At 70.6% G+C, this 21,441-nt stretch carries 21 protein-coding genes; 10 read left to right on the forward strand and 11 right to left on the reverse strand.

The genetic code is table 11. The annotated features are described in order from the left end of the window. Nucleotides 1-869, reverse strand: an 869-nt coding sequence (locus tag AB1285_RS17480) for a LysR family transcriptional regulator (RefSeq protein WP_429977554.1), incomplete at its 3' end; no start/stop codon positions are given. 81 nt (nt 870-950) lie between these two features. On the opposite strand from AB1285_RS17480, the gene tdh reads away from it, so the two are divergent. The 4 genes from tdh to AB1285_RS17500 are packed head-to-tail and all read left to right on the forward strand — an operon-like array spanning nt 951 to nt 4,057. After that, nucleotides 951-1,994: an L-threonine 3-dehydrogenase gene (gene tdh, locus AB1285_RS17485; RefSeq protein ID WP_187661729.1), complete on the forward strand. Its 1,044-nt coding sequence runs from the start codon at nt 951-953 to the stop codon at nt 1,992-1,994. Then, nucleotides 1,994-3,172 (forward strand): glycine C-acetyltransferase, encoded by a 1,179-nt coding sequence (locus AB1285_RS17490; protein WP_370428817.1) that lies wholly within the window; start codon nt 1,994-1,996, stop codon nt 3,170-3,172. Before tdh ends, AB1285_RS17490 begins: the two co-directional genes overlap by 1 nt. Before the next feature lie 55 nt (nt 3,173-3,227). Continuing rightward, nucleotides 3,228-3,842 carry an ArsR/SmtB family transcription factor gene (locus AB1285_RS17495; protein ID WP_370428816.1) on the forward strand — a complete coding sequence of 205 codons (615 nt, stop codon included), beginning with the start codon at nt 3,228-3,230 and terminating at the stop codon, nt 3,840-3,842. Next, a complete protein-coding gene (locus AB1285_RS17500; protein WP_187661727.1) occupies nt 3,839-4,057 on the forward strand; it encodes a hypothetical protein in 219 nt (72 codons plus the stop codon). The genes AB1285_RS17495 and AB1285_RS17500 overlap by 4 nt, the downstream gene beginning before the upstream one ends. 85 nt (nt 4,058-4,142) lie before the next feature. On the opposite strand, the gene AB1285_RS17505 is transcribed toward AB1285_RS17500, so the two are convergent. Together AB1285_RS17505 and valS are read right to left on the reverse strand one after the other, a co-directional pair. After that, the gene (locus tag AB1285_RS17505) at nt 4,143-4,352 is read right to left on the reverse strand and encodes a hypothetical protein (protein ID WP_280564047.1); all 210 of its coding nucleotides are present in this window, start codon (nt 4,350-4,352) and stop codon (nt 4,143-4,145) included. Continuing rightward, a complete protein-coding gene (gene valS / locus AB1285_RS17510; protein ID WP_280564044.1) occupies nt 4,352-6,946 on the reverse strand; it encodes a valine--tRNA ligase in 2,595 nt (864 codons plus the stop codon). The genes AB1285_RS17505 and valS overlap by 1 nt, the downstream gene beginning before the upstream one ends. A gap of 157 nt (nt 6,947-7,103) precedes the next feature. On the opposite strand from valS, the gene AB1285_RS17515 reads away from it, so the two are divergent. Further along, entirely contained in the window at nt 7,104-8,153 is a 1,050-nt protein-coding gene (locus AB1285_RS17515) for a P1 family peptidase (protein WP_280564042.1), read from the forward strand. 96 nt (nt 8,154-8,249) lie between these two features. Here the strand turns inward: AB1285_RS17515 and AB1285_RS17520 are convergent, their stop codons facing one another. The 8 genes from AB1285_RS17520 to AB1285_RS17555 form a co-directional block, all read right to left on the reverse strand. Next, a complete protein-coding gene (locus tag AB1285_RS17520) occupies nt 8,250-9,062 on the reverse strand; it encodes a serine hydrolase (protein ID WP_280564040.1) in 813 nt (270 codons plus the stop codon). After that, nucleotides 9,059-9,892 (reverse strand): serine hydrolase, encoded by an 834-nt coding sequence (locus AB1285_RS17525; RefSeq protein ID WP_370428815.1) that lies wholly within the window; start codon nt 9,890-9,892, stop codon nt 9,059-9,061. Before AB1285_RS17525 ends, AB1285_RS17520 begins: the two co-directional genes overlap by 4 nt. Beyond that, complete coding sequence (locus AB1285_RS17530) at nt 9,889-10,851, reverse strand: S66 peptidase family protein (protein ID WP_370428814.1); 963 nt, start codon at nt 10,849-10,851, stop codon at nt 9,889-9,891. Before AB1285_RS17530 ends, AB1285_RS17525 begins: the two co-directional genes overlap by 4 nt. Continuing rightward, entirely contained in the window at nt 10,848-12,497 is a 1,650-nt protein-coding gene (locus AB1285_RS17535; protein WP_429977555.1) for an ATP-binding cassette domain-containing protein, read from the reverse strand. Before AB1285_RS17535 ends, AB1285_RS17530 begins: the two co-directional genes overlap by 4 nt. Nucleotide 12,498: 1 nt before the next feature. Beyond that, nucleotides 12,499-13,413 carry an ABC transporter permease gene (locus AB1285_RS17540; RefSeq protein ID WP_082758500.1) on the reverse strand — a complete coding sequence of 305 codons (915 nt, stop codon included), beginning with the start codon at nt 13,411-13,413 and terminating at the stop codon, nt 12,499-12,501. Further along, nucleotides 13,410-14,453 carry an ABC transporter permease gene (locus AB1285_RS17545; protein WP_101845193.1) on the reverse strand — a complete coding sequence of 348 codons (1,044 nt, stop codon included), beginning with the start codon at nt 14,451-14,453 and terminating at the stop codon, nt 13,410-13,412. The genes AB1285_RS17540 and AB1285_RS17545 overlap by 4 nt, the downstream gene beginning before the upstream one ends. Nucleotides 14,454-14,525: 72 nt before the next feature. Further along, nucleotides 14,526-16,331 carry an ABC transporter substrate-binding protein gene (locus tag AB1285_RS17550; protein ID WP_259954566.1) on the reverse strand — a complete coding sequence of 602 codons (1,806 nt, stop codon included), beginning with the start codon at nt 16,329-16,331 and terminating at the stop codon, nt 14,526-14,528. Between the two features lie 314 nt (nt 16,332-16,645). After that, the gene (locus AB1285_RS17555) at nt 16,646-17,794 is read right to left on the reverse strand and encodes a M20/M25/M40 family metallo-hydrolase (RefSeq protein ID WP_370428812.1); all 1,149 of its coding nucleotides are present in this window, start codon (nt 17,792-17,794) and stop codon (nt 16,646-16,648) included. A 93-nt stretch (nt 17,795-17,887) separates the two neighbouring features. Between AB1285_RS17555 and AB1285_RS17560 the strand changes: the two genes are divergently transcribed. From AB1285_RS17560 to AB1285_RS17580, 5 genes are all read left to right on the forward strand, one after another. Beyond that, nucleotides 17,888-18,664, forward strand: a complete 777-nt coding sequence (locus AB1285_RS17560; RefSeq protein ID WP_370428811.1) for a hypothetical protein — start codon at nt 17,888-17,890, stop codon at nt 18,662-18,664. Between the two features lie 337 nt (nt 18,665-19,001). Beyond that, complete coding sequence (locus AB1285_RS17565) at nt 19,002-19,352, forward strand: MurR/RpiR family transcriptional regulator (protein ID WP_429977556.1); 351 nt, start codon at nt 19,002-19,004, stop codon at nt 19,350-19,352. After that, a complete protein-coding gene (locus AB1285_RS17570; protein ID WP_429977557.1) occupies nt 19,349-19,942 on the forward strand; it encodes a hypothetical protein in 594 nt (197 codons plus the stop codon). Before AB1285_RS17565 ends, AB1285_RS17570 begins: the two co-directional genes overlap by 4 nt. Nucleotides 19,943-19,992: 50 nt before the next feature. After that, a complete protein-coding gene (locus tag AB1285_RS17575; RefSeq protein ID WP_429977558.1) occupies nt 19,993-20,442 on the forward strand; it encodes an enolase C-terminal domain-like protein in 450 nt (149 codons plus the stop codon). A gap of 99 nt (nt 20,443-20,541) precedes the next feature. Then, the coding region (locus tag AB1285_RS17580; RefSeq protein WP_429977559.1) for an aminotransferase class IV at nt 20,542-21,441 on the forward strand (900 nt) is incomplete at its 3' end.

Genomic DNA, 21,441 nt, shown 5'->3' on the forward strand with positions numbered 1-21,441 from the left:
ACGACGACACGGACCGAGCGGCGGCGCAGGTTCTCCGGGCGCGCGAGGACGTCGATCATGCGGTGCGTGCTCACGCCGCGCAGGGGGATGCGTACGATGTCGCGATCGTCGACGCTGCGCGAGGTGAACCGGGGGAGCATTCCAGGACGCCGCCGGCCGCGACAACCGCCGACACCGCGCCGTAGTCGTTGATGCGGTGGCGGACCTCGACCGGGCGGCGGGCGACGGCGGCGACGGCACGGAGCACGTCGTCGGGGGAGTACCCCCACGCGGCTCGTCACCCAGTGCTCGTCGGCGACCTCGTCCGGCGAGAGGGTGCGGCGACCGGCGAGAGGATGTGCGGCGGCGACCGCGACGTCCAGGGGCTCGCGGACGAGACCGACAGCGCGGATGCCTGCGGTCGGCCACGGCGCGGAGTGCTCCATCCGATGCGCGAGGACGAGGTCGTACCGCGCGGTGAGCCCAGGGAACTCGCTCTGCGCGACATCTTCGTCCGTCAGGCGTACCGTCGGCGCGTGCTCCTTCCCGGAGAGCTCCCGCACGAGCGGGCCGAAGAGCGCCTGACCGACGCTGTGGAACCCGCTGATGCTCACCTCTCCGGTCGCCGCGCCCTCGAAGTCGTCCAGCGCGTGCCGCGCTGCGGCCATGGCATCGATGGCCTCGGCGCCGGCCGCCGCGAGGACCTCGCCGGCAGAGGTCAGCACGAGCGTGCGGCCCTGGCGACGGGTGAGCGGGGCGGGGAAGGAGCGCTGCAGCGCGGCGAGCTGCTGCGAGACGGCGGACGGGGTGACCCGGAGCGTGTCGGCGACAGCCGTCACGCTGCCCAGGGCTCCGAGTTCGCGGAGGATCTGGAGCTGATGGAGTTCCACGTCGATAGTTTAGACCTGGCTATAGAGACGATGCAGAAGCTGCCGATTGTTCTACAGCGACGTATGCGATGAGATCGGAGCATGAAGGCTCTGTTCAAGGAGGAACCCGGCGCCGGCCTCGCGCTCGTGGAGCGACCCGATCCCACGGCCGGCCCCGGCGAGGTCGTCATCCGCGTCCTCCGCACCGGCATCTGCGGGACCGATCTGCACATCCGGCGATGGGACGACTGGGCGGCCTCCGCGATCTCCGCGCCCCTCATCCCGGGACATGAGTTCTACGGCGAGGTCGTCGAGGTCGGATCGCTCGTCCATGACATCGCCGTCGGCGACCGGGTCTCCGGCGAAGGACACATCGTCTGCGGCACCTGCCGGAACTGTCGTGCCGGACGGCGGCAGATGTGCATCCGCACCATCGGGCTCGGTCTGCAGCGCGACGGTGCCTTCGCCGAGTACCTCTCGCTGCCGGCGACCAACGTGTGGGTCCACCACGCCGAGGTCGCTCCGGAGCTCGGCGCGATCTTCGACCCGCTCGGCAACGCCGTGCACACCGCCCTCCGCTTCCCTCTGGTCGGCGAAGACGTCCTCGTCACCGGCTGCGGCCCGATCGGCCTGATGGCGATCGCCGTCGCCCGGCATGCCGGTGCCCGCTTCATCGTGGGGACCGACGTGAGCGGCCCGCGCCTGGAGATGGCGCGAGGGATGGGAGCAGACGACGTCGTCGACGTCTCCCGCCAGGAGATCCGCGACGCGCAGCGGGCGCTCGGCATGCGCGAGGGTTTCGACATCGGCTTCGAGATGAGCGGTGCGGCATCGGCGCTCCCGGCGATGATCGACAACATGAACCACGGCGGACGGATCGCGATGCTCGGGCTGCCGTCGACGGGGTTCGACATCGACTGGGGCAAGCTCGTCACGCATATGCTCACCATCACCGGCATCTATGGTCGCGAGATGTTCGAGACCTGGAACGCCATGGGGGCGATGCTGCAGACGAGCGCGACACTGCGGGCGGCCATCGGCCGCGTGATCGCCGAGGTCGTGCCGGCGCGCGACTGGGAGCGCGGATTCGCGGCGGCGGAGTCCGCCGGCACGGGCAAGATCATCCTCGACTGGACGGAGCTGTGATGTACGCGACCTTCAAGGACCATGTGGCGCAGGAGCTGGCGGGGATCGAGGAGGCCGGGCTCACCAAGCACGAGCGCGGCATCCGCGGACCGCAGCGGGCGGAGATCACGGCCGACGGCGCCGAGGTGCTCAACTTCTGCGCGAACAACTACCTCGGGCTCGCCGACGACCCCCGCATCCTCGCTGCGGCCCGGACGGCCCTGGACGAGTGGGGGTACGGGCTCGCGAGCGTGCGCTTCATCTGCGGCACGCAGGAGCAGCACCTCGAACTCGAGCGTCGGCTGGCGGACTTCCTCGGCACCGACGACGCGATCCTCTACTCGTCCTGCTTCGACGCCAACGGCGGTGTCTTCGAGACGCTGTTCTCCGCGGAGGACGCGATCATCTCGGACGAGTTGAACCACGCGTCCATCATCGACGGCATCCGCCTCTCGAAGGCGCGCCGACTCCGGTACCGCAACCGCGACATGGCGGATCTGGAGGAGCAGTTGCGGGCGGCCGCCGATGCCCGGTTCCGCGTGATCGTGACCGACGGCGTCTTCTCGATGGACGGCTACATCGCCCCGCTCGCTGAGATCTGCGACCTCGCCGAGCGGTACGACGCCCTCGTCTTCGTGGACGACTCGCACGCGGTCGGCTTTGTCGGGGAGAACGGGCGAGGGACGCCGGAGCTGTGCGGCGTCGCAGATCGTGTCGACATCTACACCGGCACCTTCGGCAAGGCGTTGGGCGGCGCCTCCGGGGGGTACGTCGCCTCCCACGCGGAGATCGTCGCGCTGCTGCGTCAGCGTTCCCGTCCGTACCTGTTCTCGAACACCCTCGCTCCGGCCATCGTGGCCGGTACCCTGACCGCACTTGACCTCGTCGAGGGATCGGCGGACCTGCGGGCGCGGCTGCGGGACAACGCAGCCCTGTTCCGCACCCGGATGGCGGAGGAAGGCTTCGATCTGCTTCCCGGAGAGCACCCGATCGTGCCGGTCATGTTCGGTGATGCCGCGCTCACAGCCCGGATCGCCGCGGCGATGCAGGACCAGGGCGTCTACGTGACGGCGTTCAGCTTCCCGGTGGTGCCGCGGGGGAAGGCGCGCATCCGGGTGCAGCTCTCCGCCGCGCACTCCGCCGAGCAGGTCGAGCGCTGTGTAACGGCCTTCGTCGCGGCGCGGGATGCGGTGAGCTGACCGCGTTGCAAAGAAAAGCTTGCAAAGAGTTGTTTGCAAGCGTACCTTTGCATGCATGACGAACGAGACGCAGGTACGGACGCTGGATGCGGGAGCGCTCAAGGCGCTGGCGCATCCGCTGCGGGTCAAGATCTTCGATCTGCTCGCCTCTCGTGGTCCTCAGACGGCCAGCTCTCTCGCGGCCCTCGTCGGGGAGACCTCGGGATCCACCAGCTACCACCTCCGCGCCCTCGCCGCCCACGATCTCATCCGCGAAGTGGAAGGTCGTGGCACGGCGCGGGAGCGGTGGTGGGAGCGCCCGAAGGGCCGCATCGACGTGCCGGGACCGGACGAGCAGATGTCGCCGGCCAACCGTGCCGCGGCCCAGATCGTGACATCGGAGTTCTTCCGGCTCCGGCACGAGACGCTGATGCAGTACCTCAACCGCTCGGATGCCGACATCCCCGAGGGGTGGCGTGACGTGGGTCTGACCATCACCACGCACCTCGACATGACCGCGGAGCAGGCGATGTCGCTGCGGGCGGAACTGGAGGCCGTCGTGGAGAAGGCGATCGCGCAGTACCGCGGTCAGGAGGGCCCGGACGTGCGCCGTGTCTCCCTCCGTGCCGAGATCTTCGACCTCCCCACGCCTGGAGGCGCCGCCGCGGCCGAGACGACGGACGCATCATGACCGCCGCCACCCTGCACCTCGTCAGTCCCACGCGGACGGAGCGCGGCCTGCTGCACCTCGCCGACCGGGTCACCGCCATGATCGAGCACCGGATCGAGCGTCGCGCACAGCGGCGGGTCCTCGCCCTCGACCTCCTCCGCGAACAGCAGGCCCGCCGGCATGACCCGCACGCCGTGGACCATCTCCTCGCGCAGCTCGGAGCCCCGCGCCGCTGACGCCGAGACCCCGGATACGCGTCGAGACCCCCTCCTATCCGCGCGGGGAGGAGGGGGTCTCGACGATGAAGCGGGGTCTCGGCGATCAGAAGGGGCGGGCGATGACCTCGCCGGAGGAGGACTGGAGGACCTCCCAGCCGGCGTCGAGCTCCGCGATCGCGCGGCCCTCGAGCCAGGTGAGGGTCCAGTGACCGGTGAGGCCCTGGGACTCGACCTCGGCGATCGCGGGGCGCAACGCCTCGGGGACGGACGCGGGCGGCTGCGCCCCCGTGGCCCAGCGCGTGCCGAGCTGCATCAGGAAGCCTCGACCGGGGCGAGCTCGATCGCGGTGACCGCGAACTCCTCCGCCTCGGAGATCTCGAGCGCGGCGATGCGGCCGACAGCGCGGAGGTCGTCCGCCGCGGCGCGCAAGGCCTCGACCTTCGCGGCGGGTGCGGCGATGGCGGCACGGGAGACCGGGGTCTTCTGCGACGCCTTCGCCTCGGTCTTCGCGCGCCGGATGCCGATGAGCGCCTCGCTGGCGGCGGCCAGCACGGCCGGGTCGCCCTCGATGCCGAGCTTCTCGGGCCACGCTGCGGTGTGCACGGAGCCCTCCTCGAACCACGACCATGCCTCCTCCGTGGCGAAGGAGAGCACCGGTGCGAGCAGGCGGAGCAGCGTGGACAGCGCCAGACGCAGCGCGAGGGCGGCCGAGGCCTGGCCCACGTCGTTCTGGTTGTAGGCGCGCTCCTTCACGAGCTCCAGGTAGTCGTCGCAGAACGTCCAGAAGAACGCCTCGGTCAGCTCGAGCGCTCTGGCCGCGTCATACCGGTCGAAGGCCGCGGTCGCCTCCGCCACCACGCCATCGAGTGCCGTGAGCATCGAGGCGTCGAGCGCATGCGTCACCTGCGCGCCCTCGGGCACCGGGAACGACAGCACGAACTTGGCGGCGTTGAGCACCTTGATCGCCAGACGCCGACCGATCTTCACCTGAGTCGGGTTCTGCGGGTCGAACGCCGCGTCCATGCCGAGTCGGCTGGAAGCCGCCCAGTACCGCACCGCGTCCGAACCGTGGGCGTCGAGCACGTCGGCCGGGGTGACCACGTTGCCCTTCGACTTCGACATCTTCTTGCGGTCGGGGTCGACGATGAAGCCGGAGATGGCGGCGTTCTTCCACGGGGCGCGGCCGTCTTCGAGCGTGGAGCGCAGCATGGTCGAGAAGAGCCAGGTGCGGATGATGTCCTGTCCCTGCGGGCGCAGATCGAACGGAGCAGTGAGCTGCCACAGCTCCTCGTCGCGCTGCCAGCCGCCCGCGAGCTGCGGGGTCAGCGACGAGGTCGCCCACGTGTCGAGGATGTCGGCTTCGGCGTCGAACCCGCCCGGCACGCCGCGCTGGGCCTCGGTGTAGCCGGCCGGCACATCCGTGGTCGGGTCGATGGGCAGCGCGGCCGCGTCCGGGGTGAGCACGCGGTCGTAGTCGCGCTCGCCGTTCTCGTCCAGCGCGTACCAGAGCGGGATCGGCACACCGAAGAACCGCTGCCGGGACACGAGCCAGTCGCCGGTGAGGCCGCCGACCCAGTTCTCGTAGCGGACCCGCATGAAGTCGGGGTGCCACGCCAGCTCGGTGCCGTGCGCGAGGAGCTGCTCGCGCAGCTCGCCGTCGCGGGCGCCGTTGCGGATGTACCACTGCCGGGTCGAGACGATCTCGAGCGGGCGGTCGCCCTTCTCGAAGAACTTCACGGCGTGCTGGAAGGGCTTGCCGACGGCGGTCATGTCGCCGGTCTCCTGCAGCTTCTCGACGATCGCCTTGCGGGCGCTGAAGACGGTCTTGCCTGCCACGTTCTCCGCGTACCAGGCGCGGGCGTCGGCGTCGGCCACGATCGACGGGGCCTCGGGGAGGAAACGGCCGTCGAGACCGATCGTGGTCATGTTAGGCAGGGACTCGCCGGCAGCGGTGCGCAGCTCGCGCCACCAGATGATGTCGGTCACGTCGCCGAAGGTGCAGACCATGGCGGCGCCGGTGCCCTTGTCGGGCTGGGCGAGGTGGTGGCCGTGGATCTCGATCTCGGCGCCGAAGTAGGGCGTGCGGACCTTCGTGCCGATGAGGTGCTTGTGCGGTCCCTCGGGGTGGGTCACGATCGCGATGCACGCGGGGAGGAGCTCCGGGCGCGTGGTGTCGATCGCGATGGAACCGGAACCGTCCGCGAAGGGGAACTCGATCGTGTGGTACGCGGCCTGCTGGTCGCGATCCTCGAGTTCGGCCTGCGCGATCGCGGAGCGGAAGTCGATGTCCCACAGCGTCGGCGCCAGGGCCTGATAGGCCTCGCCGCGCTCGATGTTGCGGAGGAAGGCGAGCTGACTCTGCCGGATCGTGTCGTCGGAGATGGTGCGGTAGGTCTGCGTCCAGTCCACGCTCAGCCCGAGCTGACGGAACAGCGCCTCGAACTGCTTCTCGTCCTCGATCGTGAGGCGCTCGCACAGCTCGATGAAGTTGCGACGGCTGATCGGCTGCTGGTCGGCGGCGCGGCTCGACTTGTTGTCGCCGCCCTCGAACGGCGGGGTGAAGTCGGCGTCGTAGGGGAGCGACGGGTCGCAGCGCACACCGTAGTAGTTCTGCACACGGCGCTCGGTGGGCAGGCCGTTGTCGTCCCAGCCCATCGGGTAGAACACGGTCTTGCCGCGCATGCGCTCGTACCGCGCCTTGACGTCGGTGTGCGTGTAGGAGAACACGTGACCGATGTGGAGGCTGCCGGAGGCGGTGGGCGGCGGGGTGTCGATCGAGTAGACGCCCTCACGGCCGAGCTCGGCGGCGCACAGACGGTCGAACAGGTACGTACCCTGCTCCGCCCAGGCGGCGTCCCACTTCGCTTCGAGACCTTCGAGTGCGGGCTTGTCGGGAATGGCGGACATGGAGGTCTCCTCGAGCGATGTATGCGGCACTGTGTGAGCGTGCCTGAGTGTGGGTGGTGCCGCCCAGTCTACCGAGCGCAAGGGACGGGCGCTCGACCCGGGGGAGCGTCCGGCGCGGCACTGCGGCCGGCCCCTCCGACGCTGGGAGGATCGGAGCATGACACCGCCGTCGTCCTCGTCCTCCCGTCCCCGTCTCGCCGACCTCGGGGTCCCGTCCGGCGCCTTCGCGCGCGGCCCGGCGAACGCCATCACCGATGTCCGCGGCGTGCGGGTGGGGCACGCCACGCTGCACGGCGACGGTCTGCACACGGGAGTGACGGCCATCGTCCCCGACGCCCTCACCGCCGAGCGCCGCAGCCTTCCCGCGAACCTCTCGGTCGGCAACGGCTACGGCAAGCTCGTGGGTGCCACGCAGCTCCGCGAGCTCGGGGCTCTGGAGACGCCGGTCCTACTGACCTCGACCCTGTCCGTGTTCCGCGTCGCGGATGCGCTGCTCGGGCACCTGCTGGCGACGCCGGCGCATGCGCGGACGACCACGTTGAACCCGGTGGTGGGCGAGACGAATGACGGGTTCCTCTCCGACATCCGCCGGCGGGCCGTGGGCGAGGAGCAGGTGACGGCGGCACTGGCTGCGGCGGCAGCGGGTCCGGTCGCGGAGGGGTGCGTCGGTGCCGGTGCCGGAACCGTCGCCCTCGGGTACAAGGGCGGCATCGGCACGGCGTCCCGTCTGGTCGATGTCGCGGGGAGCGCGTCCACGGTCGGGGCTCTCGTGCAGACGAATTTCAGCGGCACGTTGCGGATCGCGGGGGTGCCGCTGCCCGCGGAGGAGCTGCTCGCCGAGGAGCCGGCACAGCCCGTCGGCAACTCGTGCATGATCGTCGTCGCGACGGATGCGCCCGTCGACGGCCGTCAGCTCGGCCGGGTGGCCCACCGCGCCGTGTTCGCGATGCGGGGCGTGGGCGCCGACTACGCACAGGGCAGCGGCGACTACGCGATCGCCTTTTCCGTGCACGACCCGGCGTCGGGCGGTCCTGCGGCGGATGACGACCTCTCGCCGCTCTTCGCCGCGACGATGGACGCTGTCGAGGAGGCGCTGATCAACTCGGTGCTCGCCGCGGAGACCACCGTGGGCCCCGAGGGGCGGACGGCGCACGCGGTGCCGATCGACCGGGTGCGGGAGCGTCTGGCTCGTGCCGGAGCCGTCTGACCCGCATTCACAACTCAGGAGAAACCGGGTCGGCGGTGCCGCGGGTGCGGCGCGTCGTACCGACTGACACCGGATGTCCTGAGTTGTGAACCGTGGTCAGTCGGCGAGCGCGGCCTGGATGCCCTCGCCGATGCGACGCATCGCGGCCAGCACCGGACCGCGTCCGTCGGCTCCTCTGTCCCAGTTGGCCAGCACGGCGTAGGCGATCCGGCGGCTGGGGGACATCGCGATCCCGGTGTCGGCGCGGACGCGGGAGATCGTGCCGGTCTTGTTCAGCAGCCAGACGCCGCGGTCGAAGCCCCAGTGCGCGAGCGGGTCGAGGTCGAACGCCGAGGCGACCATCGACAGGTCCATGCCCGCGCCCAGCCAGCGGCGCAGCGTGTCGGCCGAGGCGGGGGAGAGGTCGGTGCCGTCGGCGAGCCGCGACATGAAGCGCACGAGTTCCGCGGCGTTCGCGTGCGACAGCGTGCGGGGTGCGCCGGGCGGGATCGGCCACCGCACGATGTCGTCGAGGGCGGAGGCGGTGTAGCCGAGCGCGCGGGTGTGCTCCTGCACGGTCGGGATGCCGATGACGCGACCCAGCGTGTTGGTCGCGGCGTTGTCGCTCACCGCTCCGATGAGAGCGGCCACGTCGTACAGCGACAGCTCGGATGCCTGGAGCAGGTACCAGAGACCGGAGTCCTCGATGGCCTCGACCGGCCGCCGGGTGACCCGGTCCTCGAGGGTGCGCGTGCCCGCGTCGACCTCGGTGAGGAGCCGGTGCAGGAGGAAGATCTTGCCGACGCTCGCGGTGTCCTGCACCGTCTCCGGGTCATGGCGCAGCAGCACCTCGCCCGAGTCGACGTCCTGGACGAGCACCGACCACACCGTGCCGTTCTCGTCGGGGAGCTCCACGTCGATCGTGCTCATGCGTCCTCCTCGTCCCGTGCACGCCCGGTCACGTGCGCACGGATGAGCTCGCCGACGGCGCGCATGCCGTCGAGCACGGGCGCGCGGAGATCGGCCGCGGAGTCCTTCCAGTTCGCCGCCACTGCATACGCGACGGCGGCCCTCGGGCCCCGCAGCAGCCCGACGTCGACGCGGGCGAAGCCCACGCTGCCGGTCTTGTGGCGCAGCACCATGCCCTGATACTCGGCCTCGACGTGGGCGAGGGGGTCGAGGAGGAAGGCGTCGGCGGTCATCGACGTGTCGGTGTCGGCGGCGAGCCAGTCCAGCACCCGGGCGCTTACCGCGGGCGAGAACGCCTCGCCGGCACCGAGACGGCGCATCACGTCGGACAGCTCGGCCGCGGTGCCGAACGACGGCGTCCAGGGCAGGTCGGGGGTGCGCTCGTTGCGGATGTAATCGTGCAGCGCGGTGTCGCGGTACCCGAGGGCCGGGGCGACGGCCCGCACCTCCTCCAGGCCGCAGAGATGGATCAGCGCGTTCGTGGCGAGGTTGTCGCTCACCGCACCGACGAGGAGCGCCGCGTCGTGCACCGTGATGCGCTGATCGTGCATGCGGTACAGCAGTCCGGAGTCCTCGACGCGGTGCTCGTCCGGGATCTCGATCCGGTCGTCCTCGGCGAGCGTGCCCGCCTCCAGCCGTCGAGCGACCTCGAGGAGCAGGAAGATCTTGCCGATGCTCGCGGTCTCGCACTGCGTGTGCGGCTCGTGCTCGGCCAGGGTCTCCGCGGTGCCGGCGTCGACGAGCCGGATCGACCAGGTGACACGGGGGTCGATGGGAGGAAGCGCGATCATGGCCGTCCCACCGTGAGGCGGGGCTCGTCGCCGGTCGCGTCCAGCACCCCGTCCACACCGAGCGGGATGGTGAGGGCGTGCGGGTCGTGGCCGAAGCCCTGCTCCCACAGCACGGGGACGCCGGCGTCCTGGAACTCGTCCCGCATGAGCGCGTGGACGAGGTCGAGGTCGCCGCACTCATGCCAGGAGCCGAGCACGACGCCCGTCGCCTGGGCGAGACGGCCCGCGCGCCGGAGCTGCGTGACGAAGCTGTCGAGGCGGTACGGCTCCTCGGTGATGTCCTCCAGGAAAAGGATGCCGGGGGCGGGGACGTCCGCCTCCGGGGCGCCGAGTCCGGCGGCGAGCAGACTGAGGTTGCCGCCCGTGAAGCGTCCCTCGGCGCGCCCCGGCGTCATGATCTCGGTCTTCGGGCCGATGAGCTCGCGTCCGCGCCATGGTTCGAAGAGCCAGCGCTGCACGTCGTCGCGCACCTGCTCGGAATCGCGGAAGACGTTGTTGCCCGCCATCGGGCAGAAGAGCGTCGCGACGTCGAGATGCGCGCGCCACGTCTCGTGCAGGGCGGTCACATCGGACGAGCCCGTGAGGAGCTTCGGTCGTCCGTCCTTGCGCAGCGCGCCTCGGCGCATGTCGGCCCAGTCGATGCCGTCGAGGAGGCGCAGGGCCCCGTAGCCGCCTCGGGCCGTGACGACGGCGTCCACCTCGGGATCGAGCCAGGCGTCGACGAGGTCGGCGCGGCGGAGCTCGTCCGGCCCCGCAAGGTACGACGCGCGCGGGTGCGGCGTGAGGACATGCTCTCCCACCCGGACCTTCAGGCCCCAGGACTCGTAGTAGCCGACGGCGCGCTGGGTGTTCTCCTCGTTACCGGGACCGGAGGGCGAGACGATCGCCACGGTGTCGCCGGGCTGCAGGGGCGCTGTGTCGAGATAGGGCGACACCGCCGCCTCCGTCGTGACGCTCATGCCGTCTTCTCCTCGATGCGCGGCGCCGCGGACAGCAGGTGCCTGGTGTACTCGTGCTGCGGGTTCAGCAGCACCTCTTCGGTGGGGCCGTGCTCGACGATCTGCCCGTGGTACATCACCGCGACGGTGTGGGCGATGTTCCAGGCGAGACCGAGGTCGTGCGTGATGACGAGGGCGGAGAGCCCGAGGCGGCGGCGCAGCTCCAGCAGGAGTCCGAGGATCTCCCCGCGCACGGACGCGTCGAGCGAGGCGACGGGCTCGTCCGCGATGAGCATCTGCGGCTGCACGGCGAGGGCCCCCGCGATGACGACGCGCTGCCTCTGCCCGCCGCTGAGCTCCTGCGGGATGGCGCCGAAGTAGCGCTCCGGCGGGGTGAGTTCCGCGTCGGCGAGGCTCTGCGCCACCCGCTCGCGCTCGTCGCCGGCGAAGCGCTGCACACGCAGCCCCTCGGCGACGGACTCGTACACGCTGTGCTTCGGGTTCAGCGCGGCCCACGGGTCCTGCAGCACGAGCTGCACCTGCGAGCGGAACCGCGCGAGGTCGCGTCCTTTCGACGGAAGGGGTGCGCCGTCGAAGCGGATCTGCGACCCGGGGTCGGCAGGCTGCAAGCCCATCAGCGCGCGGGCGAGGGTCGACTTGCCCGAGCCGGACTGGCCGACGAGCGCCACGATCTCGCCTGTGCGCACGGAGAGGTCGACGTCGCGGACCGCATGCACGGGGCGCCCGCCGGAGCGGTAGGTGACGTTGACGCCGCGGGCCTCGAGCAGCACCTCGTCGCCGTGCGTGATCTCCGGCACCTCGTCCGCGCCACGACCGTGCCGGGTCACCGGGGCCATCCGCGAGGCCGGGTCGCCGATCGTGGGGAAGGCGTCGGCGAGCTGACGCGTGTACGCCTCCTGCGGGGTGGTGCAGACGGCGTAGCTCTCGCCGACCTCGACCAGCTCCCCGTCGCGCATGATGGCGATCCGGTCGCACGCCGTGGCGAGCACCGACAGGTCGTGGCTGATCATGAGCATCGAGATGCCGCGCTCGGCCACGAGCCGGGAGATCATGTCGAGGATCTGCTTCTGCACGATCACGTCGAGCGCGGTGGTCGGCTCGTCCGCGATGATGACCTCGGGATCGCAGGCGAGGGCCATAGCGATCATCACGCGCTGCTTCTGGCCGCCGGAGAGCTCATGCGGGTACGACTCGCTCTTCTGCTGCGGCAGGTCGACGATGTCGAGCAGTTCGCGCACGCGTTCTCTGCGTGCCTTCTCGCCCTTCCAACGCTCCGAGGCGTGCAGCTCGAGCGCCTCCAGGAGCTGCCAGCCGACGGTGCGCACCGGGTTGAGCGAGTGCATCGCGCCCTGGAACACGATGGACGTCTGCGCCCAGCGCACGGCGCGCAGCTGCCCGAAGGACAACGCGGCGACATCCTCGTCGCCCAGCAGCACACGGCCGCTGAGACGGGCGTTGCGCGGCAGGAGCCGGAGCACGCTCATGGCGAGCGTGGACTTCCCGGAACCGGACTCGCCGGCGATGCCGAGGGTCTGCCCTGCCGGGAGGGTGAGCGAGACGTTGCGCACGGCCGCCACCTCGTCCCGACCGGACCGCCCGGAGGTGCGGTACGTGATGGAGACGTCGTCGAAGATCAGGTCGGGCATCTCAGCGGCTCCTCAGCGTCGGGTTGGTGATGTTCTCGACGGCACGGCCCATCAGGGTGAACGACAGCACGACGAGGACGATGGCGATGCCGGGCACGAGCACGTACCACCAGTAGCCGCTGGTCGCCGCGGAGACGTCCATCGCGTTCTTCAGGATCGAGCCCCAGGACTGCAGCGTGGTGTCGCCGAGGCCGAGGAACGCCAGGGTGGATTCGGAGATGATCGCCGAGCCGACCGTGAGCGTCGTGTTGGCGAGCACGAGCGGCAGCACCCCGGGGAGGAGGTGCTTCATGATGATGTGCCAGTGCCCGGCGCCGAGGGCCCGCGAGCGTTCGATGTAGTCGCGCGACTCCACGGACAGGGTCTGCGCGCGGACGACGCGGGCGGTACCGGCCCACGAGGTCAGGCCGATCGCGATGATGATGGTCCAGACGCCGCGGCTCAGCACCGACGACAGCACGATCGCGAGGATCAGCGACGGCAGCACGAGGAAGAAGTCGATGATGCGCATCATCAGCCCGCCGAAGAAGCCGGTGAAGTGGCCCGCCGAGAGGCCGACGAGGGTGCCGATGATCATCGACATTGCCGTGGCGGCGAGGCCGACGAGCAGGGACACCCTGGCGCCCCACACCATGCGGACCCAGATCTCGCGACCCTGATGGTCGGTGCCGAGGGGATGCTCCCAGGACGGCGGCGCGAAGCGCTGCACGTCGACGAGTTTCGTGACGTCGAGCATGCTGGCGGGGGCGATCACGGGGGCGAAGATCGCGATGAGCGCGACGATCACGAGGAAGACGAGGCCCACCATGCCCGCCCGGTGCTGGGCGAACTGCCGGCAGAAGTCGACGAACGCGGTGCCGCGGCGGTGCCACGCCAGAGCACGGGGTGAACGGATGGTCGGGGATGCCGTGGTCATGCGCGCCTCACCCTCGGGTCGAGCTGACGGTAGATGAGGTCCGCGATGAGGTTCATCGCGATGATGATCGTGGAGAACACCACGAAGGTACCCTGCAGGAGCGGGAGGTCGGGTCCGGAGATGGCCTCGAAGGTCAGCTTCCCGAGCCCGGGCCAGGAGAACACCGTCTCCACCGTGACCGCCCCGGCGATGAGGCCGCCGATGTGCATGAAGACGAGCGTCACGGTCGGCAACAGGGCGTTGGGGACGGCGTGCCGACGGCGGACGAGGTCTTCCCTGAGGCCCTTGGCCCGCGCGGTCGTGAGGTAGTCGGCGCCCATCTCCTCGAGGAGCGAGCTGCGCATCACCATCAGGTACTGCGCGTAGACGACCGCGACCATCGTGATGACCGGGAGCACCATGTGCGAGATCACGTCCAGGACCGCGCCGACCGGATCGGTGGGCGGGTTGGGGGAGACCATGCCTCCGGTCGGGAACCAGTGCAGCGTGCCGCCGAAGATCATCAGGAGCAGCAGCGCCAGCCAGAAGGTCGGTACCGACCAGAACACGAGCGAGGTGCCGGAGACGATGCGGTCGAAGGTGGAGCCGTGCTTCCAGGCCGCCTTCTGCCCGAGCCAGAGACCGAGCGCGATCGCGATGATCGCCGCCGTGCCGGTGAGGAGGATCGTGTTCCAGAAGTACTGGCCGATGAGCTCGGACACGGAGGTGCGGTAGACGTAGCTCGTGCCGAAGTTCAGGGTGAACACGTTGCCGAGGTAGTCGACGAACTGCTGCCACAGGGGCTTGTTCAGGCCGAGCTGCTCGCGTAGCTGGTCGGCCTGCTCGGCGCTCATGCCGCGCTCACGGGCGATCGAGGCGACCGGATCGCCTGGCAGGATCTTGAAGGCGAAGAATCCGAGGAGGATCACCATCGCCAGGCTGATGGCCGCGCCGCCGAGCTTGACCAGGAAGTAGCGGAGGGCGCCGACGCCCTTCGGCTGCTCCTCGGCCGCGGCGCTCGTCGCGATGGCGGAGGTGGACGGGGGAACCGCGTTGGACATGGGGGTCTCCTTACAGCGGACCGGGAGACGCCGCGGGGGCGGAAGCCCGCCACCCGCGGCGTCTCGCCGGACTCATTCGACGTCGGCGATGTTGCGGCGACGGATCAGGAAGAAGATGAGTCCTCCGATCAGGACCACCCCCACCACGACGCCTCCGATGATGAGTCCGGTGTTCGTGCCGGTGCCGCCGGCGGTCGCCCCCTCGACGGGCTCGACGGTCAGGTAGCCCCAGTAGCCGGCCTGGTTGGCGATGATGCCGCCGTCCTTCGGCTGCAGGGTGAAGCCTGTGAAGCGGTCGGAGCGGTAGGCCTCCAGCGAGTTGGCGTACCAGGTCGCGACCTGCGCGGTGTCGGTGTAGTTCAGCGCGAGCATGTCGTGCACGATCTCCTGGCGCTTCTCCGGGTCGATCTCGGACCGCTGCGCGGCGTACATCTCGTCGAACTCCGGGTTGCAGTACCCGTCCTGCGTGGTGCCGCCGGTGCCGTCGGTCGCGGTCGGCAGGTTCATGCAGGTGTTGATGCCCAGCTGGTAGTCGGGGTCGGGATTGACCGACCAGCCGCTGAAGTACAGGTCGTAGTCGCCGGACGTGGCCTTCGCGCTGATCGTGTCGGAGTCGGTGGACTCGACCGTGATCTCGATCCCGATGTCCTTCATCCACGGGACGAAGAAGTCGGAGATGGACTGCTCGTTGGCATCGTCCGCATCCGTCAGCAGGCGCAGGCTCAGGCGCTGGCCGTCCTTCTCGCGGATGCCGTCCGCGCCGGGAACCCAGCCGGCCTCGTCGAGCTTCGCCTGTGCGGCCTCGGGGTCGAAGCCGACGATCACGTCGTCGTCGTCGGAGAGGTGCCACTTCGGGAAGGACGCCGGGATGAAGCTCGTGGCGAGCGTGCCCTCGCCGTCCAGCACCTTGTCGAGCAGGGTGGCCGTGTCGGTGCCGAGGCGGATGGCCTGGCGGACCTCGAGCTCCTTCAGCGCGGCGTTGCCGGTGCCGTAGGGCACGTTGTCGCGCGTCTGCTGACCGACGTTGATGCTGATCGAGTGGTAGCGGCGGCCCTCGCCGGAGTGCGTGGTGACGCCGTCGACGCCGTCGAGTGCCGAGAACTGGGTCGGGGTGAGGCCGGTGACGAGGTCGACGTCGCCCGCCTTGAGCGCCTGCACCTGGGCGTCGGAGTTCGTGTAGTACACGTACTGGATCGCGTCGATCTTGGGGGCGCCGCGCCAGAAGTTCTCATTCGCCTTCAGCACGATGGACTGGTTGGCCGAGTAGCTGTCGAGGACGAACGGACCGGAGCCGACGACGTCGGCGTCGTTGGTGAAGGTGGTGGGGTCGTCGACCGCCTCCCAGATGTGCTTCGGGACGATCGGGATCTCCGAGCCGGGGTTCGGGGCCTGCGGCGTCTTCAGGGTGATCACGACGGTCTTGTCGTCGGGGGTCTCGACGGTGTCGAAGTTCGAGACGAGGTTGCCGTTGGCGGTGCCGAGGGCGGGGACCGTCATCATCTGGTCGTACGTGTACTTCACGTCGGCGGAGGTGATGGGCTCACCGTCCGACCAGACGAGGTCGTCCTGGAGGGTGAAGGTCCAGGTCTGGCCGCCGTCCGTCGCCTCCCAGGAGTCCGCGAGGCCCTTCGTGGGGGAGCCGTCCTCGGCGTCGTTCTGCACGAGCGACTCGTAGACGTACCGGATGATGTTCGTCGGCGTCAGGTAGATCGAGATGAACGGGTTGAACGTGTCCACGAATCCGGAGGTAGCGATCCGGAGCGTCGTCTCGGACGCCGGGGACTCGGTGGCGGCGCTGACGGACTGCGCCTGGGCGGCGCCGGCCGGAGCGGCGATGAGGAGCGCGGAGGCGATCGCGGCGGCGGTCAGACTTCGCACGGTTCTGGAGCGGGGGGCAAGACGCATGGAAGGTCCCTTCGGGCGCCGCCCGGATCCACAGTGAAGCCGGGTCGGTGCTGACCATGCAAGCGGAAGACGGCCGCGCGGTCAAGACATTCGATGCGTATCGCGGAAGAAAAGTGCCGACACCCGGAAAGATCGCCGGCCGTCGAGGGGGTGTAACACGGCGGAAACACGCGGATGCCAGGATGCGCCGGGAGAGATCGCCGAGGCGGACGGTGGTCACACGTCCCAGACATCCGGAACGTATCCCGGGTCGGTTTCGCTCGGGCGCGGGAACCGGAATCGTATCGTCACTCCGTCGGGATGGTGAGCACGGCGCGCAGGAGCGCGATGCGTTCGTGCAGGGAGGAACGCAGGAAGTGCTCGTCCACCGCGTGCGCGCCGCCACCCCGCGGGCCGAAGCCGTCGACCGTCGGGAGCCCGCGGCCGCCGAGGAGGTTGGTGTCGCCCGCGCCGGCCGCGGGGCGGCCGTCGACGTGCTGGCCGAGCGCGGCCCCTTTCTCGGCGATCCGCGCGAGGAAGGTGGCGTCCGCCGCGGAGGCACGCCAGGCGGATCGGGCGCTGAGCACGGCGACCTCGACGTGGGCGCCAGGGCGCACGGGGGTCAGACCGCGGAGAGCGGCGAGGACGCGCTCCTCGGAGTCCGGGTCGAGGAAGCGGAGTCCTATCTCGGCCGCGGCCTGCGCCGGCACCACGTTGGTGCGCGCCCCGCCGTCGATGACCCCGACGTTGCAGAGCACCGGGCTCGGCAGATCCGGGTCGGCGACGATCGCGCGGACCCGCAGGAGCTGGTCGACGAGTTCGTCGATCGCCGAGACGCCGTGCTCCGGGTCGAGCGCGGCGTGGGCCGCGCGTCCGGTGACGGCGATGCGCACCCGGGCACTGCCGCGGCGGCCGACCTTGAGGGCGCCGTCGGGATGCGGGGACTCGAACCCGATGGCGCAGGCCGCACCTCGAGCCCGCTCCGCGAGCAGGGGGCCCGAGACCGGCGAGCCGATCTCCTCGTCCGCGACCAGCACGATCCGCACCGCGCGCCGCTGTGCGAGCGGCAGGGGCTGCAGGCGGCGCAGCGTCTCCAGCATCACGACGATGCCGGCTTTCATGTCGTAGGAGCCGGGGCCGCGCACGACATCGCCCTCCTCGCTCCATGGCAGGTCGTCCGCCAGCGTGCCGACCGGCCACACGGTGTCGGTGTGGCCGATGAGGAGCACCGGGTCTCCGGTGCCGGGGACGTCGATGACGAGGTCTGTCCCGAGCTCGTGCGGAACCCGCTGGACGGTGCCGCCGACGCCGGCGAACCACGCGGACAGCAGGTCGGCGATACGGCCGCTCGCCTCGACGTCGCGGCTCGGCGTCTCGAGCAGCACGAGTTCGCGCACGAGTGCGATGATGTCGTCGGAAGGATGGTCCGCGTCGCGCACTGCCGAAGGAGTCGTCACGGTTACGAACCGTATCTTGCCCCTTGATCACCCCGCAACCCGCCGATAGCATCGCTCAGAGCAGCAGGACTTCTCGATCTTAGGAAACGTATCGTGCCTCTTTCTTCGGTGGCCGCCGGTGTCGCCCACGGCTGCCGCGAACTCACCCAGTACGCCGAGTTCCGTGAGGCCGCCGCGCTGTACGCCCGCGTCTTCGCCTACACGGAGAACGAGTACGCGCTCAACGCCAACCTGCTCACCGCCCTCGCCCGCAACGGTGGTTCCGCGGTCGGCGCCTTCGCCGACGACGGAACGCTGATCGGATTCGCCTACGGCTTCGCCGGCTGCGACACCGCCGGTGCGTCGTTCCACTATTCACAGGCGGCGGCCGTCGACGCCGCGCACCAGGGGCGGGGCGTCGGCCAGGCACTCAAGTTCGCGCAGCGCGCGGTGGCTCTGCGCTGGGGGCAGCGGACGATGCGGTGGACGTTCGATCCGCTGCTCTCGCGCAACGCCCATTTCAACCTGAGCTCGCTCGGCGCCGTCGGCATCGCGTACGAACGGGACTACTACGCCCGTCCCGACACCGACCGCCTGGTGGTCTCCTGGGATCTGGACGCCGCCGATCACCCGATCCGCCGCACCCTCCCGGTCCCGCCTGAGCTCGGGCCGGACGACTGGGGGCGGGCCGTGGCGGCGGACGGCGGCACCTGGATCGCGATCCCGACCCGCCCCGGCGAGCTCGACGCCGAGGATCGTGCGGTGCTGCGGCGGGATCTGGAGCGGACGATGACTGCGGCGTTCCGCCGCGGGGACGTCCTCGTCGGGGCCGTGCGCCTCGACGACGACACGGCGGTCTACCGCGCGACACCCGGGGAGGGCACGGCATGAACGACCACGACCACGACCAGGAGGATCGCGACCTCGTCTCTCCGCGGGACCGCTACGGCGAGCGCATCCGTACCAACCTCTCCGCCGAGAGCATCCAGGCGCGGATCATCGAGACCGAGCAGCGCACGCTCGCCCAGACCTTCGAGGAGCTCAGCCGATCGGCCCAGGTCCCGCAGGCCGCCGCGCTGCTGCTCGGTGCCCGACGACGGTATGTGGCAGGCGAGGGCAAGGCGGCGGCCGTACGCGCACTGCTCAATGCGGATCTCTCGGCGACGCTGTCGAACGTGTTTCCTCGTCGACGGGCACGCGCTGCAGCCGCTCACCGTGCTCACGGGACGTGCGGGCCAGCGACGTGCTCATCGCGTTCTCCCTGCGGCGCTACCGCGAGGAGACCGTGCGGCTCGGGCGGCTCTTCCATGAAGCCGGGGGTCAGCTCGTCGTCATCACGGACAGTGAGGACGCCCCGCTCGCATCGATCGCGACCTCGCTCATCCGGGTGCGCACCGGATCCGCCTCGTATGCCGACTCCCCGACCCCGGTCGCGGCGGTGTGCCACCTGCTGAGTGCGCTCACCACGGCGAGCGCGAAGGGCGCGCGGAGGCGGCTGGCCGAACGGGACCGGCTGGTGGCACGGCTGGGTCTCTACGGCCCCGAGACTCCGCGCCCCCGCACCGAGGAGGACGCGTGAGGGTCGTCCGCGTCCGGCTGTTCGCCCTTCGACAGCCGCTGCGTCACAGCTTCGAGACGAGTTCGCACCGCAAGTCCGGCATCGAGCACGTGCTCGTCGAGGTCACCGATGCCGACGGGCAGACCGGCTGGGGGGAGATCGCGTCGCCGAGCGATCCGTTCTACGGCGCGGAGACCACGGTCACCGCGTGGGAGATCGCGACGCGCTACCTCGTGCCGGCGCTGCTCCGTGCGGACGGGGACGAGCCGGCGGCTCTGGAGGCGTCGTGGGCACGCGTCCGCGGGCATGAGTTCGCGAAGGCCGGGTTCTCCGGAGCGGTGTGGGACCTGTCCTCCCGGATGCGCGGGGGATCGCGCTCGCCGCGGCCCTGGGCGGGACGCGCGACGAGGTCGTCGCCGGGGTGTCGCTGGGGATCGAGCCGTCGCTCGACGAGCTGCTCGCCCAGGTCGAGCTGCAGCGCGCGGCCGGGCTACCCGCGCGTCAAGCTCAAGATCGCTCCGGGGTGGGACGTGGAGCCCGTGCGCGCGGTGCGCGGTGCCTTCCCCGACCTCGACCTCCACGTGGATGCGAAACGGCGCCTACGCGGATGACGACCGGGCGGCCGAGGTGTTTCAGGCGCCTGGACCGTGAGGCGCTCACCATGATCGAGCAGCCCTTCGCGCCGCGGGATCTCGTGGCCCACGCCGATCTGCAGGCGCGGCTCGACACGGACGTGTGCCTGGATGAGTCGGTCGTCGACCTCGGCGACCTGCGGACCATGATCCGGCTGGGTGCAGGGCGGGTCCTCAACATCAAGGTGTCGCGGATGGGCGGGCTGACCGTCGCCCGCGGCCGCGCACGACATGGCACGCGATGCGGGCATCCCGGTGTGGTGCGGGGGGAATGCACGAGTTCGGCGTCGGGCGGGCCGCGAACGTCGCGCTGTCCTCGCTTGCCGGGCTTCCTGCTCCCGTCGGACGTGTCGGGTTCGGACAAGTACTACGAGTCCGACATCATCACCCCTCCGGTGACGGCCGTCGCGGGCCGGGTCACGGTCCCCACCGGACCGGGGATCGGACCACGAGGTGCTCGCCGAGCGCATCGCCCGTGACGCGTCCCGGGTCTTCGACTCATCTGCGGCCGAGGCCCCCGAGGCCGTCCTGACCGCGGGCTGACCGGCCCCCGAACCTGCGAGAGCGGAATCCCATGCGTGCACTGCTGCTGTTACCGGCTCGATCTCGCCGACGAGGGCGCGGAGGGCGGGATCCACCCGGTCGACCCGCGGGAGCCGATCATCCGGGCGACCGACCTCGGCGTGACCCGCGGCGACGGCGTGTTCGAGACCGCTGTCGTGCGTCAGGCCAGGCCGCAGGCCCTGGACGCGCACCTCGCACGACTGGAGCGTTCGGCGCAGCTCCTGGGGCTGCCCGTGCCACGCCGCGAGCGGTGGGCACGGGCGGTGCGCCACGCAGCCGTCGAGGTGTCCCGTCCCGGAGTGCTCCGCGAGGGGGAGATCGCCCTCGATCAAGATCGCGATGACCCGCGGGGACGAGATCGACCCGGCCGGGCCGACGGGGTGGGTGCTGGGCTTCGCGGGCTGAGGACCCGGAGGCCGTCCGCGCGCGGGGCGTCTCCGCGGTGGTCCCTCGACCGCGGATACAGGCACGACGTCATGGAGACGGCGCCCTGGCTGCTGCAGGGGGCGAAATCCCTCGCGTACGCCGTGAACCAGGCGGCCCTGCGGGAGGCGCGGAGCCGGGGCGCGGACGATGTCATCTTCGTCAGCGCCGACGGTTTCGTGCTCGAAGGGCCGCGGTCGACGCTGATTGCGCTGCTCGACGGGACGCTGGTCACGCCACCGCCCGAGCACGGGGTGCTCCCCGGGACGACCCAGGCCGACGTCTTCGCAGGACTCGCCGACATGCCCTCCCGCATCGGTCCGATGGTGCGGGACGATCTGGAGCGGGCGGAGACGCTGTGGCTCTGCTCCAGCACGCGCGGCGCCGTGCCCGTGCGGGAGCTGGACGGCGTCGCGCGCCGCGCGGACCCCGCTCTCACCGCGCGGATGAACGCGGGTGCTGGATGGACGAGAGGACTGAGATGGTCGACG

Source organism: Microbacterium sp. NRRL B-14842, from assembly GCF_050470785.1.